The organism is Actinoplanes sp. G11-F43, from assembly GCF_050589265.1.
Classification (GTDB): Bacteria; Actinomycetota; Actinomycetes; order Mycobacteriales; family Micromonosporaceae; genus Actinoplanes.
Genome location: NZ_JBNZCE010000001.1, coordinates 135,468 through 152,057, shown reverse-complemented (window position 1 = coordinate 152,057; position 16,590 = coordinate 135,468). Strand labels below are relative to the sequence as shown.

Genomic DNA, 16,590 nt, shown 5'->3' with positions numbered 1-16,590 from the left:
TCGCAGCGAAGCCACTGGACTTCTCCTGCTGCGTCGTCACTGTTGTCCCCCTGCGAGCTGACCGTCCTTCGCCAGACTGCGCAGGACGGAGGTGAAGAAGCCGAGGCCGTCCAGGGACGGGCCGGTCAGCGCCTCCACGGCGTGTTCCGGGTGAGGCATGATGCCGACCACGTTGCCGGCCTCGTTGGTGATGCCGGCGATGTCGCGCTGCGAACCGTTCGGGTTGCCCTTGATGTAGCGGGCGATGACCCGGCCCTCGGCCTCCAGCGCGTCCAGCGTCTTCGGGTCGGCGACGAAACAGCCCTCGCCGTTCTTCACCGGGATCAGGATCTCCTGACCCGGGGTGAACCCGTTGGTCCAGGCGGTGTTCGTCGCCTCGACCTTCAGCCACTGGTCACGGTTGCGGAAGTGGAGGTGCTGGTTGCGGGTCAGCGCGCCGGGCAGCAGGTGCGCCTCGCACAGGACCTGGAAACCGTTGCAGATGCCCAGCACGGGCAGGCCGCCCCGCGCGGCGTCGATGATCGACTCCATCACGGGGGCGAACCGGGCGATCGCGCCGCAGCGCAGATAATCGCCGTACGAGAAACCACCGGGCAGGACGACGGCGTCGACCCCGTGCAGGTCCGGGTCGCCGTGCCAGAGGCGGACCGCCTCGGCTCCGGCGATCCGGGCGGCGCGGGCGGCGTCCCCGTCGTCGAGCGAACCCGGGAAGGTGACCACACCGATCCGCATGGTCAGGCGACCTCCGCCGAGGCGGACTCGACGCGGATCTCGAAGTCCTCGATCACCGGGTTGGCGAGCAGCTTGTCGGCGATCTCCCGAGCCCGGTCAAGGTCGGGTTCCCCGGTGAAATCGATCTCGATCCGACGACCGATGCGGACAGAAGAGACATCGGTGACGCCGAGCCGGGGCAGCGCGTTCGCCACCGCTTGACCCTGCGGGTCCAGGATCTCCGGCTTGAGCATGACGTCGACCACGACGCGAGCCACGGGCACTCCTGACTGATAGGTGTAAGCAGGCGAAGCCTACCCGGTGTAACTCACGCCAGGGCCGGGGGCCGGTGTCGGCAGCCCGACCCGACAAGCATTGAGCAGGGCGTGCACTCCCGCCCCAGGACCATCACTCAGTGATATAGGTCAATTGAACTGTTGGCCCGGTGTGAACGATGCCTTAGGTTCGATCCATCGAATTCGATTCACCACAGCGCGCGCGCCCCGTCGACCCGATCCCCTGAAAGGAATCTCGACGTGCGCATTCGACTCCTGGCAGCCGTCGCCGGCACCATCGCGGCCCTGGTCGCACCGAGCGCGGCCCAGGCCGCCGACCCCGTCACCCCGTTCATCATCGGGGGCAGCACCGTCTCCTCCGCGCCGTGGGCCGCCGCGGTCTTCAGCAACGGCAGCTTCACCTGCTCCGGGACGATCATCTCGGCGAACTACGTGCTCACCGCGCGTCACTGCGTCAGCGGCACCATGTCGGTACGGGTCGGCAGCGTCACCTACGGTTCGGGCGGCGTCACCCGTACCGTCGCGTCCTCGTCCTCCCGGTACGACCTGGCCCTGCTGCGCCTGAGCAGCTCGGTCAGCACCAGCTACATGCCGCTGTCCAGCGCGTACCCGCCGGTCGGGTCGACCAACAGCATCTACGGCTGGGGCCGGACCTGCTACTCCGGCTGCGGGGCGTCGCCCACCCTGAAGACCGCCACCGTGCAGGTCACCTCGACCAACCAGACCGACGCGTACGGCGGCCGGGCCATCGGCAGCACCCGGATCAACGGCAACGCGTGGCGTGGCGACTCGGGCGGCCCGCAGGTCTACAACGGCGCTCAGGTAGGTGTCGCGTCGACGGCGGACGGCACGAGCCGCCAGTACTACGGCAGCGTGGCCTACAACCGGGCGTGGATCACCTCGGTCGCCGGGGTCTGACGTTCAGCGTGGTGATTTGGGGTGCGCTCCGCGCCCCAAATCACCACGCGAGAACGGCACGGCCACACCGTGCCGCACTCCGGCGCGGAACGCGCCGCTACGCGGCACTCAGAGGATCGGGGCGGGGGCGTATGCGGCCGCCGACGGGTGCCGGGCGACGATCTCGGCCACCCGGTCGGCGACCGCGCGCACCTGCGCCGGCGCCGCGCCCACGAAGGCGGCACGGTCCGCGACCAGGGTGTCGATCTCGGCCCGGGACAGCTGGAGACGCTCGTCGCCGGCGAGCCGGTCGAAGAGGTCGTTGACCGCCACACCCTTCTCCCGCATGGCCAGCGCCACCCCGACAGCGTGCTCCTTGATCACCTCATGGGCGACCTCCCGGCCGACGCCCTTACGCACCGCGGCGACGAGCACCTTGGTGGTGGCCAGGAACGGCAGGAAGCGGTCCAGCTCACGGCCGATGACCGCGGGGTACGCCCCGAACTCGTCAAGCACCGTCAGGAACGTCTGGAACAGCCCGTCGGTGGCGAAGAACGCGTCCGGCAGAGCCACCCGGCGCACCACCGAGCAGGAGACGTCCCCCTCGTTCCACTGGTCGCCGGCCAGCTCGCCGACCATCGACAGGTAGCCGCGGACGATCACCGCGAGGCCGTTGACCCGCTCCGACGAGCGCGTGTTCATCTTGTGCGGCATCGCCGACGAGCCGACCTGGCCGGGCTTGAAGCCCTCGGTGACCAGCTCCTGGCCGACCATCAGCCGGATCGTGGTGGCCAGCGACGACGGGCCGGCGACGATCTGGGCCAGGGCGGAGACGACGTCGAAGTCGAGTGAGCGCGGGTAGACCTGGCCGACGCTGGACAGCACCCGGTTGAACCCGAGGTGCTCGGCGACCTTCCGTTCCAGCTCAGCGGCCTTCTCGAAGGACCCGTCGAAGAGATCGAGCTGGTCGGCGGCCGTCCCGACCGGGCCTTTGATGCCGCGCAGCGGGTAGCGGGCGATCAGCTCGTCCAGCCGCTCGTACGCGATGAGCAGCTCCTCGGCCGCCGACGCGAACCGCTTGCCCAGGGTGGTCGCCTGCGCCGCCACGTTGTGCGACCGGCCGGTCATCACCAGGTCGGAGTGCTCGACGGCGAGCGTGGTCAGCCGGGCCAGGGCGGCCACCACCCGGCCGCGGATCAGCTCCAGCGAGGCGCGGATCTGCAGCTGCTCCACGTTCTCGGTGAGGTCGCGGGAGGTCATCCCCTTGTGGATCTGCTCGAAGCCGGCCAGCTCGCTGAACTCCTCGATGCGGGCCTTCACGTCGTGCCGGGTGACGCGCTCACGGGCGGCGATCGACTCCAGGTCGACCCGGTCGAGGACCGCCTCGTACGCCTCGACGGCGCCGGCCGGCACGTCCACGCCGAGGTCACGCTGGGCTTTGAGGACCGCGAGCCAGAGCTTGCGCTCCATCCGGATCTTCTCCTCCGGGGACCAGAGGCTGACGAGGTCTGCGGAGGCGTACCGGGCGGCGAGCACGTTCGGGATGGTCACGGGACTGATTCTTTCACGGTCCCGGGCTCGTCCTCCGGCAGCCGGTGACGCAGGGTGCGGACATCGCGGCTGGCCAGCATGCCCAGGGTGGCGATCACTGTGACCGCACCGGCCCCGATCAGCGCGGGACGGAGCCCGACCACCTCGGCGATCGGGCCGATGGCGACCTGCCCGAGCGGGATGGCGGCGAACGAGCCGACCATGTCGTACGAGTAGACCCGGGCCAGCCGGTCGGCGGGCACGTGCTCCTGCATCGTGGTCTCCCAGGCGATCCCGAACTGTTCGAGCATCAGCCCGGTCAGGAACATCGCCACGAACAGCGCCCAGAGCCGCGGGTAGGCGCCCAGCACGAACAGCGGCAGCGCCAGCCCGAAGCAGCTGGCCACCCCGAAGTAGAGCAGCCGGCGCAGCCGCAGGCGGATGGCGACCAGCCCGCCGAGGATCATCCCGACCGTCTCGGCGGCCAGCACCAGCCCCCACGACTGCCGGCCGATGGTCTCGTCGGCCACTATCGGGCCGAGCACGAACAGCCCACCCGTCCAGGCCGCGTTGAGCAGGGAGAATCCGGCCACCACCACCCACAGCCAGGTGCGTGACGAGAACTCTCGCCAGCCGACCCGCAGGTCGGCGAGCACGTGGGAGCGGCTGGCCGGCGGGGCGGTGACCCGGACGAAGGCGAAGCAGAGCCCGGCGACGACGAAGGTGGCCGCGTCGACGGCGATGCCGATGCCCGGGTTGGTGGCCGCGACCACCACCCCGGCGACCGGGGCGCCGAGGACCATCGCGCTGTTCAGGCTGATCCGGCTGAGGGCGTTGGCCGGCAGGCGCATCCGCTCGGGCACGGTCTGCGGCAACAGTGCGCCGCTGGCCGGCAACGCCACCGCGCTGGCCACCCCGTTGAGCACGGACAGGCCGATGAGCAGCGGGATGGTCGCGGCGCCGGTGAGCACCAGGGCGGCGACCGCGGCCTGGGTCAGGGCGGCCAGGGTGTTGGACCCGACCAGCAGCAGCTGCCGGGGCAGCCGGTCCGCCAGCACTCCGCCGAAGAGCAGGAAGAGCACGTTGGCCAGGGTCCGGGCGCCGACGACCAGGCCCAGGTCGCGGGCCGAGCCGGTCAGGTCGAGGACGGCGAAGGCGAGGGCGATCGGCGCGAACGAGTTGCCCAGCGCGTTGATGGTGCGGCCGGCCAGCAGGAACCGGTAGGGCGTGAACCGGAGCGGGGCGAGTGCGTCCCTCACTCGGGCACCTCCGGACGATGCTGGAACATCGCCACCGTGGTGCTGGTGCGCACGGTGCCGGGGGTGCGCGGTGGCTGGGCGGCGTCGTGCAGGTCGTCGACGGCCTGGGAGATCCGGTCGCGGATGCCGAGCCAGACGTCCGGGTCGATCCAGAAGTCGCCGTCGGCGTAGAGCCCGGCGTCCGCCTCGAACCGGGCCTGCGCGCTGCGCCGGATCAGCTCGTGGGCGAGGGTGGCGAAGTCGGCCCGGCGCTGCTCGTCGGGCCGGGGACCGGGCGGCTCGCTGTGCGTGTCATAGCGGTAGCGCTTGGCCACTCCCCCGCGGATCTTCTCCTCGCCGGCCACCACGATCAGGCCGCCGGAGAGCAGATTGCGCAGGTGGTAGCTAGCGTTGGCGTGGGTGACGCCGAGCTCGCGGGCCACTTCGGCGGCGGTCAGCGGGGCGGCGGTCAGCAACGACATGATCTGCAACCGGAGCGGGTGGGCCATCGCGCGCAGCGAGGCCGTCCGATCGTCTCCCAAAGGCATGTTGGGGAGTCTACGAACAGGCAGGGTCGACTGTCCAACACTTATTGGGGAGTGGCACACTGCACGGGCAGGCGGCATTCTCGTCAGGGTTACCGGCGAGTAAATTCCCGAAAGGACTGTTGATGACTGATTTCAGCCCCGAATCGCTCGCGGCGATCGGACCGAAGGAGTTCACTCAGCTCGTCAAGTCCACCTCGGATGCGAAGATCACCGAGGTCATGGCGTCGGAACGCCGTACCAAGATCCTCGACGAGATCTTCCACCGGATGCCCGGGATGTTCCGCCCGGAGCGGGCCGGCGACACCGCCACGGTGATCCACTGGATCATCTCCGGCGGCCCGGAGGGCGCCAGCGACACCTACGAGACGGTGATCGAGAACAAGACCTGCACGGTCACCAGCACCCCGGTCCGCGAGCCGAAACTGGCCATGACGATGGACGGGCTGACGTTCCTCAAGATCGTCTCCGGGACCGGCAACCCGGTCATGCTCTTCATGAGCGGCAAGATCAAAACCAAGGGCGACGTGATGCTCGCCACCAGCATTCCGAAGCTGTTCGACATCCCCAAGGGCTGATCAAGACCCTTCTTCCGGTACGCCCGACGGCCCCACAGAAGCAGCGAATCGCCCTGCCTCGTCCACGCGAGGCAGGGCGATGGGCACGGCCGTCGACGCGGCCGCCGGGCGAATCCGGTGGTCAGACGGTGATCTCGCCCCGCACCGCGCGCAGCGCGATGTCCGTCCGGTACTGCGCACCCGCCAGCCGCACACCCTCGACCAGGGCGTAGGCGGCCTCCCGGGCACCCGTCAGGTCGTCACCCGCGGCGGTCACGCTGAGCACCCGGCCACCGGCCGAGACCAGGTCACCGTCGGCGTTGCGGGCAGTGCCGGCGTGGATCACCCCGGGCCGTTCGGCACCCTCGATGACGTCACCGGTCCGCGGCGTACCCGGATAGTTGTGGCTCGCCACCACCACGGTGACCGCCGAGCCGGACTTCCAGCGCAGCGACTCGTGGCCGGCCAGGGTCCCGGTGGCGGCGGCGTGCAGCAGACCGGCCAGCGGCGTCTCCAGCAGAGCCAGCACCACCTGGGTCTCCGGGTCACCGAACCGGGCGTTGAACTCGATCACCTTCGGTCCGTCCGGCGTCAGCGCGAGCCCGACGTAGAGCAGGCCGGCGAACGGTGTGCCCCGCTCACGCATCTCGGCCAGGGTCGGCTCGACCGTCTCCCGCAGCACCCGCTCGGTCAGGTCGGCCGGCGCCCAGTCCAGCGGGGCGTAGGCGCCCATGCCGCCGGTGTTCGGCCCCTCGTCGCCGTCGAGCAGCCGCTTGAAGTCCTGGGCCGGCATCAGCGGGGCGACCGCGGTGCCGTCGGTGACCACGAACAGCGAGACCTCGGGGCCGGGCAGGAACTCCTCGATGACCACCGAACCGCACGCCTCGGCGTGGATCAGGGCCTCGTCCAGATCGTCGGTGACGACCACGCCCTTGCCGGCGGCCAGGCCGTCGTTCTTCACCACGTAGGGAGCGCCCAGCTCGGTGAGCGCGGCCCGCACCGCGTCCATGTCGGAGCAGGCGAACGACCGGGCGGTCGGCACCCCGGCGGCGGCCATCACCTCGTTCGCGAACGCCTTCGAGCCCTCCAGCCGGGCGGCCGCGGCGGACGGCCCGAAACAGGCGATCCCCTTGGCCCGGACCGCGTCGGCGACCCCGGCCACCAGCGGCGCCTCGGGACCGATCACGACCAGGTCGGCGCTCAGCTCGACGGCGAGCGCGGCGACCGCCGCTGGATCGACGGCTTTCACCTCATGCAGCTCGGCGTGCTGGGCGATGCCCGGGTTGCCCGGCGCGGCGGCCAGGAAGTCGACGGACGGGTCGGCGGCTAGTCCGACAGCGAGCGCGTGTTCACGCCCGCCGGAGCCGATCAGAAGTACGCGCACGACGGCCCATCCTACCTGCGTCACCGTCGCGTAAACTTCGGCAGTACCCGGGGTCCTCCGCGGTACGACCTTGGGGAAAGGCATATCTAAAAGTGCCGGTGATCGTGTTGGTCGGCGCCCAATGGGGCGACGAGGGCAAGGGAAAAGCCACGGATCTGCTGGGTGACCGGCTGGACTACGTGGTCAAGTTCAACGGTGGCAACAACGCGGGCCACACCGTCGTCATCGACGGCGAGAAGTACGCACTCCACCTCCTCCCGAGCGGGATCCTCTCCCCGGGGGTCGTCCCGGTGATCGGCAACGGTGTCGTCGTCGACCTGAACGTGCTGTTCCAGGAGATCGACGGCCTGGAGGCCCGCGGCATCGACACCTCGCGTCTGCGGATCAGCGCCAACGCGCACGTCATCGCCTCGTACAACAGGTCCCTCGACAAGGTCAGCGAGCGCTTCCTCGGCGCCCGCCGGATCGGCACCACCGGCCGGGGCATCGGCCCGACCTACGCCGACAAGATGAACCGGATCGGCATCCGCGTCCAGGACCTCTTCGACGAGTCGATCCTGCGGCAGAAGGTCACCGCGGCACTCGCCCACAAGAACCAGATCCTGTCGAAGATCTACAACCGCAGCGCGGTCAAGGGCGAGGAGGTCGTGCAGGAGCTGCTCTCCTACGTCGACCGGCTCCGGCCGTACGTCGCGGACACCGCCCTGGAGCTGTCCCAGGCGATCGACGGCGGCAAGGTCGTGCTGTGTGAGGCCGGCCAGGCCACCCTGCTCGACGTGGACCACGGCACCTACCCGTTCGTGACCAGCTCGAACGCGACCGCCGGCGGCGCCTGCACCGGCTCCGGCATCCCGCCGACCCGGATCGACCGGGTGGTCGCCGTGCTGAAGGCGTTCACCACCCGGGTCGGTGAGGGCCCGTTCCCGACCGAGCTGCACGACAAGTTCGGCGACTACCTGCGCGAGGTCGGCCACGAGTACGGCACCACCACCGGCCGCCCGCGCCGGATCGGCTGGCTGGATCTGGTGATCGGCCGGTACGCGCAGCGGATCAACGGCGTCACCGACTTCGCCATGACCAAGCTGGACAACTACGACGGGCTGGACGAGATCCCGGTCTGTGTGGCGTACGAGGTGAACGGCGTCCGCTACGACGAGATGCCGGTCAACCAGACCGACTTCCACCACGCCACCCCGGTCTACGAGACGCTGCCCGGCTGGAAGCAGGACATCTCCGGCTGCCGCAAGTTCGAGGACCTGCCCCAGCAGGCGCAGGACTTCGTCGAGTTCGTCGAGGCCCGGATCGGCGCCCGGATCTCCATCGTCGGCGTCGGCCCCGGCCGCGAGGCGGTCATCGAGCGGCACTCGGTGCTCGGCGGCGTGTGATGTTCGACGTCGTTCTCCTGAGTCTGGCCGAAGGATCCGGTGACGGCTGCGGCGCCGGCTGCGGTGGTTGCCAGTCGGCCTGTGCCACCCCACGCACCCCGGTGCTGGCCTGTGCGGACGCGCTCCGCGAGGCCGGCGCCCGGGTGGAGACCGTGCTGGCCGGGTCGGACCAGGAGATCGACGCGGTCCTGGCCCGGTTCGACGGCCCGGCCCGCCCGGACGGCCTGACCTGGCCGGACCCGGACAGCACCATGCGCCTGGTGGTGGCGACGGTCACCGACGGCCAGCTGCGCGCGGTGATGCGCCGGCTGGTCCGGCGGTACGCCCCGCCGCCCAGCAAACGCCCCGACGACCTGGCCCGCACCCGCACCGTGCCGGACCTGCCGCCGGTGGCGATCCTGCCGCTCGACCCCACCAACACCGAGGACATCGCGGCCCAGCTCGGCCTGCCCCGGACCCCGACCGGGGTCGCCTCGGCCGTGATGAACGGCACAGTCCGCCGGCTCGACCTGCTGCGCAACGACGGCGGCTCGGTCACCCTGGACGGCGCGCTGCTCGGCGGCTCCGACGACGACGGCCGGGCGGTGCCGTGGCGCGGCCGGGTCGAGGTGGACGACACCGTGCTCACCGACGGCGAGGAGCCGGTGCTGGCCTGCGTGATCGGCAACGCCGGTGGATACGCCGAGTTCGACGGCCTGCGCCTGCTCAGTGACGGCGACCCCACCGACGGCCGGGTCGAGGTGTCGGTGGCCGTCCCCACCGTGATCAAGCAGCGGTTCCGGGGCACGAAGGTCCGCGTCGAAGTGCGCCGGGCCCGGGGCCGTGCGGTGTCGGTGCTGCCGCGCGAGGGTGAGATCCAGTTCCTCGACGACGGGGTGGCGGGATCGACGAGCCGCAAGCGATCCTGGTGGACCGAGGCCGGTGCCTGGGCGGTGTACGCGGGCTGAAACCCGTGCAACTCTTGGACGGGTCATCCCCACCTGGTCCCGTGCCCGTCGCGCGGGCCCGGCGGCAGGAACGTTGTGATATCGGAGGTCTCATCCGTGGCGGACGAGCACGCCGACCGCACCCACGGCCAGGGCGCCGAGTCGGCGCCCCGAGACGTGGAGCCGTTCTGGGCCGACGAGCCCGAGACGCCGGTGCACGGCCGAGCCGTGCCGCTTGGCGATCGGACCCCACCGGTCGGGATGGTCCAGGTCGAGCCCGGGGTGTTCCGGCCGGCTGACGGCGTGGGGCCGACGGGCGCCCAGGTGCCCACCCAGCGCACGTCGTCCGGGTGGCCGGCCGAGTCGCCCGGGTGGCCGGTCGACGAGTTCGGGCTGCCGGTCTCCCCGGGTGAGCGCCCGGCGCACGCCCAGTCGGCGTGGGCGCAGCCGCCGGGCCCGATCCAGCAGCCCCCGACCACCCCGGTCCAGCAGACTCCGGCCCGGCCCACCCCGGTCCAGCAGCCCCCGGCCCCACCGGCTCCGATCCATCAGGCCCCGACGCCGCCGGTCCCGGTCCAGCTGCCTCCGGCCCCGCCGACCCCGGTCCAGCAGACTCCGGCCCCACCGGCCCCGGTCCAGCAGACTCCGGCCCCACCGGCCCCGGTCCAGCAGACTCCGGCCCCGCCGACTCCGGTCCAGCAGACTCCGGTGCAGCCGGTCTTGAAGCAGGTCACACCGCCGCAGCGGGAGACCGGGCCGTCGCAGTGGGAGACGCCGCCGCGGCGGGAGGCCACGCCGCCGCCGGTGCGCGAGGCGGCTCCGACACCGCCGCCGTCGCCTCGGCCGGTGGCACAGCAGCCTGCTCCGGCCGTACCCAATCGGCAGTTCGAGGAGCCCGGACCAGCGCGGCACGCGGCCGAGACCGCCCACCGGGGGAACGCCGCGGCGGTGCCCCCGCAGCAGAGCGCCTGGCCGGGGCCCGTCCAGGGATCGGCGGTGCCGCCGCCGGTGCACACCACCCCGCTCTATACGGCGCCGAACCAGCCCACGCCTCCGCGGGACAACCCGGAGCCGCCGGCCGCGGAGGACCCGTTCCAGGAGCTGAACTGGCTGGCCGACAACACCCCGACCGCTGAGGAGTTCGCCAAGCGGCGGCTGGCCCGCCCGCAGCAGCAGAGTGCCACGATGGGTGCTCGGGCGATGCTGCAGAACGCCACGTTCGGCCTGCTCAAGATGGCTCCGGGGCAGTATGAGACAGAGTACAAGCAGGACGTCGAGATGGTCCGCCGCAACTTCGGCGGGCTGCGCCAGGTGACGGTGGTCAACCCGAAGGGCGGGGCCGGCAAGACGGTGGCCGTGCTGCTGCTGGCGATGACGTTCGGGCAGAAGCGCGGTGGCTACGTGCTGGCCTGGGACAACAACGAGACCCAGGGCACTCTGGGGATGCGGGCGCAGCAGGATTTCCACGCCCGGACCGTCCGCGACATGATGCGTGACCTGCATCTCTTCCAGGGCGCCCAGGGCCGGGTCGGTGACCTGTCGCAGTATGTGCGGGCCCAGGGCGAGGGCATGTTCGACGTGCTCGCCTCGGACGAGTCGGCGACCGCCGGTGAGATGCTGACCGCGAACTCGTTCGCCGAGATCCGGGACGTGGTCAGCCGGTTCTACAAGCTGATCTTCGTGGACACCGGCAACAACGTGCGCGCGGAGAACTGGCAGGCCTCGATGGACGCCACCGACCAGCTGGTGATCACCATGTCGGCGCGTAACGACTCGGCCGAGACCGCCGCCCGGATGCTCGACCACCTGGAGCAGGGTGGCCGGCGACGGCTGGTCCGGCAGGCGGTGACCATCGTCACCATGCCGCCGACCCGCAAGGACATCGACCTGCAGTGGATCCAGCAGCACTTCGCGGCCCGGACCCGGGCGGTGCTGGTGGCACCCTACGAGCGGCTGATCGACTCGGGCGAGCCGATCCGCTACGGCGAACTGTCCACTTCCACGAAGGATGCGTGGCTCAAGATCGCCGCAGCGGTCGCCTCAGGCTTGTAGCACCACCCCACCCGCGTGCCGACTTCCGGCGCGAAGCGCACCGGAAATCGACACGGGTACCGGAACGCGGGGATGCGTGCCGACTTCCGGCGCGAAACGCACCGGAAATCGGCACAGATGCCGGAACGCGGGGATGCGTGCCGACTTCCGGCGCGGAGCGCACCGGAAATCGGCACAGGGTCTGGCTATGTCAGGGCGTCGGCGGCGGCCGGGTCGCTGTCCCGCAGGAACTGGGCACAACGGGCCGCCTCGTCCGCCTCACCGATCACGGCGGCGGCCTGCGACAGGGCGTGCAGGCAACGCAGGAAACCCTGGTTGGCCTCGTGCGCCCACGGCACCGGGCCGTGGCCCTTCCAGCCGTTGCGGCGCAGCGCGTCCAGACCCCGGTGGTAACCGGTGCGGGCGTAGGCGTAGGCGGTGACCGGCTCACCGGCGGCCAGCGCGGACGCGGCCAGCGGCGCCCAGGCGGCACTGTAGGACGGGAACTTGGCGGCGACCGCCTTGAAGGCCTCGTCGGTGCCCGTCGCGGCGGCCTCGGCGAGAGCCTTGTCGGCCTCCGCGTCGGCGGGCAGTCGGGTGGCCGGCGGCTCGGGAAGGAGGTTCTGCATGCCCCCATTCAACCCGGCCGGGCCGCGTTCATTCCGCCGCCACGAAAGTTGGGTTCTGTGTCGCGATCCGCGACACCGCACCTAATCCCAGGCGATCCCGAGCTTGAACAGCCGATCGGCGTACTCGATTTGGGTCTGCCACTCGGCCGGCCAGGCCGGCAGGCCCAGCGACGCGCCGGCGAACGCCCCGGCCAGGCAGGCGATCGAGTCGGAGTCGCCGGAGGACGCCGCGCCCCGGCCCACCACCGCGACCGGCTCGTCCGGCGAGATCAGGTAGACGTACAGCGCGGTGGCCAGGGCCTCCTCGGCGATCCAGCCGGCACCGGTGGCCAGGCAGGGATCGCCGGTGTGGTCGCCGGACGCCAGCGCCGCCGCGACCCGGTCCAGGGCGGCCGCGCACTCGTCCCAGCCGCGGGCGATGAACTCCTCCGGCGAGTCCGCCCACGGCTGCTGCCAGAGGTCACCCAGCCAGTCGCCGCGGTAGACCTTGCGCTGCTCGGCGCAGCGGTCCCGGAGCGCGGTCAGCAGATCGGCCGGCCGCAGACCCGCGGCGAGCAGGTGGACGGCCCACGCGGTCAGCTCACTCGCCGCCAGACCGGTCGGATGCCCGTGGGTCAGAGCGGCCTGCAGCTGCGCCGCGCCGGCCCGCTGATCGTCGGACAGGCCCGGCATCAGGCCGACCGGGGTGACCCGCATGTTGGCGCCGCAGCCCTTGGAACCGGTCTGGGTGGCCCGGACCCACGGGCGGCCGTCAGCCAGGTTCGCGCACGCCCGCAGACAGGTCATGCCGGGGGCCCGATCGTTCTCCGGGCTGGCCGCCCACTCCAGGAAACGGCGCCGCAGCACCGGCTCGAACGCCTCCGGAGTGATCCGGCCCACCTCGGCCAGGGCCTCCCCGACGGCCAGCGCCATCTGGGTGTCGTCGGTGACCAGCGCCGGTTCGCCGACGAGCCGCCGGGGGCCGCCGGGGCCGTACTGGGCCACGATCGTCGCGTACTCCTGGAACTCCGTCGGTTTGCCCAGAGAGTCCCCGTACGCCAACCCGAAAAGTGAACCCGACGCAGCACGCATGCGGACAACTCTAGGTAAGACGTCGACGACGTGCCTCCCGAGAGCAAGATGGATCCATGCCCGATCCGCTGCAACCCGTACTCGGTGGGGACGCGCCGTTCGACGCGACCGCCGACGAGATCGAAACCCGTGCCGAACTGGATGTGCACCTGGCCAAGAACTCCCTGGCCGGGCTCTGCGTGCTCGGCCTGCGCCTGGACCGGGATCCGCCGGATCTGACCGGTGTGGACGTACGGGAGACCATGTTCGTCGGATGTCACCTGGCCGATCCGGAGGTGGAGGCCGAGCTGATCCGGCGGGGCGCGCACGTCATCCCGCCGTTCGACGACTGCCCCTACCCGACCCATCCGGCGCTGCTCTACACCCCCGAGGATCTGTCCGCCGGGTTCGCCGAGCACGGCTTCGCCGGCATGTTCGACACCCTCGTCTACCAGCACTTCACGGCACACGGCGGGGCGGTCCCGGACATCCGGGAGGCGCTGTCCCAGCGGCTGCACGACGCCGGTGTCGACAACGCGCTCGGCAAGGCCCTCAACGACTGGGCGCACGTGAACGGCCCCGGTGGCGCGATCGGGATCATGGGCGGGCACGCGGCGGCGCGCGGCTCGGACCCGTACCGGATGGCCGGTGTGCTGGCCCAACGGCTGGCCGCGGCCGGGCGGCTGATCGTGACCGGCGGGGGTCCCGGGGTGATGGAGGCGGCCAACCTGGGCGCCTACTTCGCGTCCCGGACGCCGGGCGAGCTGGACGAGGCGATCGACCGGCTCTCGGTGGCGCCGCACTTCATGGACCACGACCCGTACACGGCGGCGGCTCTATCGGTCCGGCGGGCCTACCCGCTGCCCGATCTGGACGTGGCCGGGCGGCTCCGGCACGGCGGGCTGGCCCTGCCCACCTGGCTGTACGGCCACGAGCCGGCCAACCTGTTCGCCGGGCAGATCGGCAAGTACTTCTCCAACGCGGTGCGGGAGGACACCATCCTGCGGCTGGCCCGGGGCGGGATCGTCTTCGCGCCGGGCTGGGCCGGGACGGTGCAGGAGATCTTCCAGGCGGCGACGAAGACGTTCTACGCGACCGACGGGCCGTCCGGGGCGTACGTGTTCCTCGGCACCGAACACTGGTCGAGGCTGCCGGTGGAGGAGCTGTTGCGGCCGCTGCTGGCCCGTTCGCCGCACGGTGACCAGTCCGGTCTGGTGGTGGTCACCGACTCCCTGGACGAGGCGATGGACGCCCTCTCCCGGTAGTTGTGCGGTTACCCCACACTGCACCCATGGAGATGGTCCTCTACATCGTGGTGATCGGCCTCGCGTTCACGGTGTTCATGGTGGTCGTGACGAAGTTGACCGGTGGTAACCCGCGGTCCCGTCGTGGGTCGCGTCACGGCGCCGGATCAGATGCGGCGTACTACGGCGGGTCGTCGGGCTCCGATGGCTCGGCGACCAGCGACCACGGCGGTGGCGGTAGCTGGTGGGGCGGCGGCGGTGACGGCGGCGGCTCGTCCTGGGGCGGTGACGGCGGCAGTGGCGGAGGCGGCGGCAGCAGCTAGGCCACGTGCACGCGGCGCCAGTGCGCGGCCGGCAGTTCGGCCTCGGGCACGTCGGTGAGACCGTTCTCGTCCATCGCGTTGTAGATCGCCAGGCGCGCGCCGTCGAACAGGAACTCGACGGCGTGCAGCACCCGGGGCCGCCAGTCGGCCGTGGTGGTCCGCTCGACGATGTTGACCGCCCGCAGTTGCCGGCCCCGGGCCTTGCGCAGCGCGGCGTGCGGGTCGGAACGCCAGTCGAAGTGCTCGTAGAGGTCGATCGGGACGGCCATGTCGATCTGGTCCCAGGTGATGGCACATTCATCGAACTTACGATGGGTGATTTCCACCCGGCTCAGTCCGAAGTCGAGGATCACCGGGCCGTCGGCGAACCAGCCTCGCTCGGCCACATCCCACAGCAGGTGGCTCGATCGCAGTTTCCGGCCGATGAGCCGGACGAACATGTGTCGATGGGTGGCGGCGAGGGCTTCGGCATCGTGATGCCACTCGGGTTTCCAGCCCTCGATTACGAGCACGACCACCGTCCCTTGATCAAGACTTGACGATGGTACCCGCGCCTCTGTGTAGTCCCGCAAGACAAAACGGCCGGTCCCCCACTGACGGGGACCGGCCGTTGCCGTTCGATTACTTCCCGAGGGTGGTTCCGGCCGAGCGGAGGTGCTGGGCGGCCTCGACGACCCGCTTGGCGAGACCGTTCTCGGCGAGCTTGCCCCAGGCGCGGGGGTCGTACGCCTTCTTGTTGCCGACCTCGCCGTCGATCTTCAGAACACCGTCGTAGTTCTTGAAGAAGTGGTCGGCGACCGGGCGGGAGAACGCGTACTGCGTGTCGGTGTCGATGTTCATCTTCACCACGCCGTAGTCCAGGGCGCCGTGGATCTCCGACAGCAGCGAGCCGGAGCCGCCGTGGAAGACCAGGTCGAGCGGCTTGTCCTTGCCGTACTTGGCGCCGATCGCGTCCTGGATCTCCTTGAGGATCTCCGGGCGGAGCTTGACGTTGCCCGGCTTGTAGACGCCGTGCACGTTGCCGAAGGTGAGGGCGGTCAGGTAGCGGCCCTTCTCACCCAGGCCCAGGGCAGCGGCGGTGGCCAGGCCGTCCTCGACGGTCGAGTACAGCTTGTCGTCGATCGCGGCGGAGACGCCGTCCTCCTCGCCACCGACGACGCCGACCTCGATCTCCAGGATGATCTTGGCGGCCGCGGTCTTCGCCAGCAGCTCCTCGGCGATCTGCAGGTTCTCGTCCAGCGGCACGGCCGAACCGTCCCACATGTGCGACTGGAACAGCGGCGCCTGGCCCTTGGCGACCCGCTCGGCGGAGATGTCGATCAGCGGCCGGACGAACCCGTCGAGGTGGTTCTTCGGGCAGTGGTCGGTGTGCAGCGCGATGTTGATCGAGTACTGCTTCGCGACGTGGTGCGCGAACTCGGCCAGCGCCACGGCGCCGACGACCTTGTCCTTGATGGTGGGGCCGGACACGTACTCGGCACCACCGGTGGAGATCTGGATGATGCCGTCGCTGCCGGCCTCCGCGAAGCCCTGCAGGGCCGCGTTGAGAGTCTGCGAGGACGTCACGTTGATCGCCGGGTAGGCGAACGCGCCGGACTTGGCGCGATCGATCATCTCGGCGTAGACCTCGGGAGAAGCGATAGGCATCGGAAGACGCTCCTAGCTCTTTGTCACGGGAAGCAGAGGGCAGGACCGCGCTGTCCTCCGCAAGAAAGTATTCCGCAGTCGCGGTGCGTAACTGAAATCGCCCCGAAATCTGCATCAACGATTACTACATACTGTGACCTAAGGAACATTTGGTGAGCCCGGCGCTGACGCACGGAAGCGGAACCCGGCCCGAAAGT

Annotated in this window: 17 protein-coding genes; 7 read left to right on the top strand and 10 right to left on the bottom strand. The window is 70.7% G+C overall.

Annotation, left to right across the window (positions count from 1 at the left end; all coding sequences use genetic code 11):
• Positions 1-36: 36 nt before the first annotated feature.
• Positions 37-738, bottom strand: a complete 702-nt coding sequence (purQ, locus tag ACQ0O7_RS00730; protein ID WP_430779762.1) for a phosphoribosylformylglycinamidine synthase subunit PurQ — start codon at positions 736-738, stop codon at positions 37-39.
• On the bottom strand, positions 735-989 hold the full coding sequence (gene purS, locus ACQ0O7_RS00725; protein WP_109601077.1) for a phosphoribosylformylglycinamidine synthase subunit PurS: 255 nt from the start codon (positions 987-989) through the stop codon (positions 735-737). Before purS ends, purQ begins: the two co-directional genes overlap by 4 nt.
• A 258-nt stretch (positions 990-1,247) precedes the next feature.
• Here purS and ACQ0O7_RS00720 point away from each other — a divergent pair, with 258 nt between their 5' ends.
• On the top strand, positions 1,248-1,925 hold the full coding sequence (locus ACQ0O7_RS00720) for a S1 family peptidase (RefSeq protein ID WP_430779732.1): 678 nt from the start codon (positions 1,248-1,250) through the stop codon (positions 1,923-1,925).
• 108 nt (positions 1,926-2,033) lie between these two features.
• Here ACQ0O7_RS00720 and purB read toward each other — a convergent pair whose 3' ends face one another.
• From purB to ACQ0O7_RS00705, 3 genes are read right to left on the bottom strand one after another with little or no spacing between them, the layout of a single operon-like run.
• Positions 2,034-3,455, bottom strand: a complete 1,422-nt coding sequence (gene purB, locus ACQ0O7_RS00715; protein WP_430779731.1) for an adenylosuccinate lyase — start codon at positions 3,453-3,455, stop codon at positions 2,034-2,036.
• Positions 3,452-4,693: an MFS transporter gene (locus ACQ0O7_RS00710; RefSeq protein ID WP_430779730.1), complete on the bottom strand. Its 1,242-nt coding sequence runs from the start codon at positions 4,691-4,693 to the stop codon at positions 3,452-3,454. The genes purB and ACQ0O7_RS00710 overlap by 4 nt, the downstream gene beginning before the upstream one ends.
• The gene (locus tag ACQ0O7_RS00705; RefSeq protein WP_430779729.1) at positions 4,690-5,220 is read right to left on the bottom strand and encodes an ArsR/SmtB family transcription factor; all 531 of its coding nucleotides are present in this window, start codon (positions 5,218-5,220) and stop codon (positions 4,690-4,692) included. The genes ACQ0O7_RS00710 and ACQ0O7_RS00705 overlap by 4 nt, the downstream gene beginning before the upstream one ends.
• 122 nt (positions 5,221-5,342) lie before the next feature.
• Between ACQ0O7_RS00705 and ACQ0O7_RS00700 the strand changes: the two genes are divergently transcribed.
• Positions 5,343-5,795: an SCP2 sterol-binding domain-containing protein gene (locus ACQ0O7_RS00700; RefSeq protein ID WP_430779728.1), complete on the top strand. Its 453-nt coding sequence runs from the start codon at positions 5,343-5,345 to the stop codon at positions 5,793-5,795.
• A 121-nt stretch (positions 5,796-5,916) separates the two neighbouring features.
• On the opposite strand, the gene purD is transcribed toward ACQ0O7_RS00700, so the two are convergent.
• Positions 5,917-7,158: a phosphoribosylamine--glycine ligase gene (purD, locus tag ACQ0O7_RS00695; protein WP_430779727.1), complete on the bottom strand. Its 1,242-nt coding sequence runs from the start codon at positions 7,156-7,158 to the stop codon at positions 5,917-5,919.
• Positions 7,159-7,250: 92 nt separating this feature from the next.
• Between purD and ACQ0O7_RS00690 the strand changes: the two genes are divergently transcribed.
• The 3 genes from ACQ0O7_RS00690 to ACQ0O7_RS00680 all read left to right on the top strand — a co-directional run bounded on the left by ACQ0O7_RS00690 (position 7,251) and on the right by ACQ0O7_RS00680 (position 11,521).
• Positions 7,251-8,543, top strand: a complete 1,293-nt coding sequence (locus tag ACQ0O7_RS00690; protein WP_430779726.1) for an adenylosuccinate synthase — start codon at positions 7,251-7,253, stop codon at positions 8,541-8,543.
• A complete protein-coding gene (locus ACQ0O7_RS00685) occupies positions 8,543-9,490 on the top strand; it encodes a hypothetical protein (protein WP_430779725.1) in 948 nt (315 codons plus the stop codon). Before ACQ0O7_RS00690 ends, ACQ0O7_RS00685 begins: the two co-directional genes overlap by 1 nt.
• Before the next feature lie 96 nt (positions 9,491-9,586).
• Positions 9,587-11,521, top strand: a complete 1,935-nt coding sequence (locus ACQ0O7_RS00680; protein ID WP_430779724.1) for a chromosome partitioning protein — start codon at positions 9,587-9,589, stop codon at positions 11,519-11,521.
• A gap of 185 nt (positions 11,522-11,706) precedes the next feature.
• On the opposite strand, the gene ACQ0O7_RS00675 is transcribed toward ACQ0O7_RS00680, so the two are convergent.
• On the bottom strand, positions 11,707-12,129 hold the full coding sequence (locus tag ACQ0O7_RS00675; RefSeq protein WP_430779723.1) for a DUF3151 domain-containing protein: 423 nt from the start codon (positions 12,127-12,129) through the stop codon (positions 11,707-11,709).
• Positions 12,130-12,210: 81 nt separating this feature from the next.
• Positions 12,211-13,200: an ADP-ribosylglycohydrolase family protein gene (locus tag ACQ0O7_RS00670; RefSeq protein WP_430779722.1), complete on the bottom strand. Its 990-nt coding sequence runs from the start codon at positions 13,198-13,200 to the stop codon at positions 12,211-12,213.
• A 56-nt stretch (positions 13,201-13,256) separates the two neighbouring features.
• Here ACQ0O7_RS00670 and ACQ0O7_RS00665 point away from each other — a divergent pair, with 56 nt between their 5' ends.
• Together ACQ0O7_RS00665 and ACQ0O7_RS00660 are read left to right on the top strand one after the other, a co-directional pair.
• Positions 13,257-14,444 carry an LOG family protein gene (locus ACQ0O7_RS00665; protein WP_430779721.1) on the top strand — a complete coding sequence of 396 codons (1,188 nt, stop codon included), beginning with the start codon at positions 13,257-13,259 and terminating at the stop codon, positions 14,442-14,444.
• 26 nt (positions 14,445-14,470) lie between these two features.
• Positions 14,471-14,746 (top strand): hypothetical protein, encoded by a 276-nt coding sequence (locus ACQ0O7_RS00660; protein ID WP_430779720.1) that lies wholly within the window; start codon positions 14,471-14,473, stop codon positions 14,744-14,746.
• Here ACQ0O7_RS00660 and ACQ0O7_RS00655 read toward each other — a convergent pair.
• Positions 14,743-15,264, bottom strand: a complete 522-nt coding sequence (locus ACQ0O7_RS00655) for a hypothetical protein (RefSeq protein ID WP_430779719.1) — start codon at positions 15,262-15,264, stop codon at positions 14,743-14,745. The genes ACQ0O7_RS00660 and ACQ0O7_RS00655 overlap by 4 nt on opposite strands.
• Before the next feature lie 103 nt (positions 15,265-15,367).
• Entirely contained in the window at positions 15,368-16,393 is a 1,026-nt protein-coding gene (fbaA, locus tag ACQ0O7_RS00650; RefSeq protein ID WP_430779718.1) for a class II fructose-bisphosphate aldolase, read from the bottom strand.
• Positions 16,394-16,590: the final 197 nt, after the last annotated feature.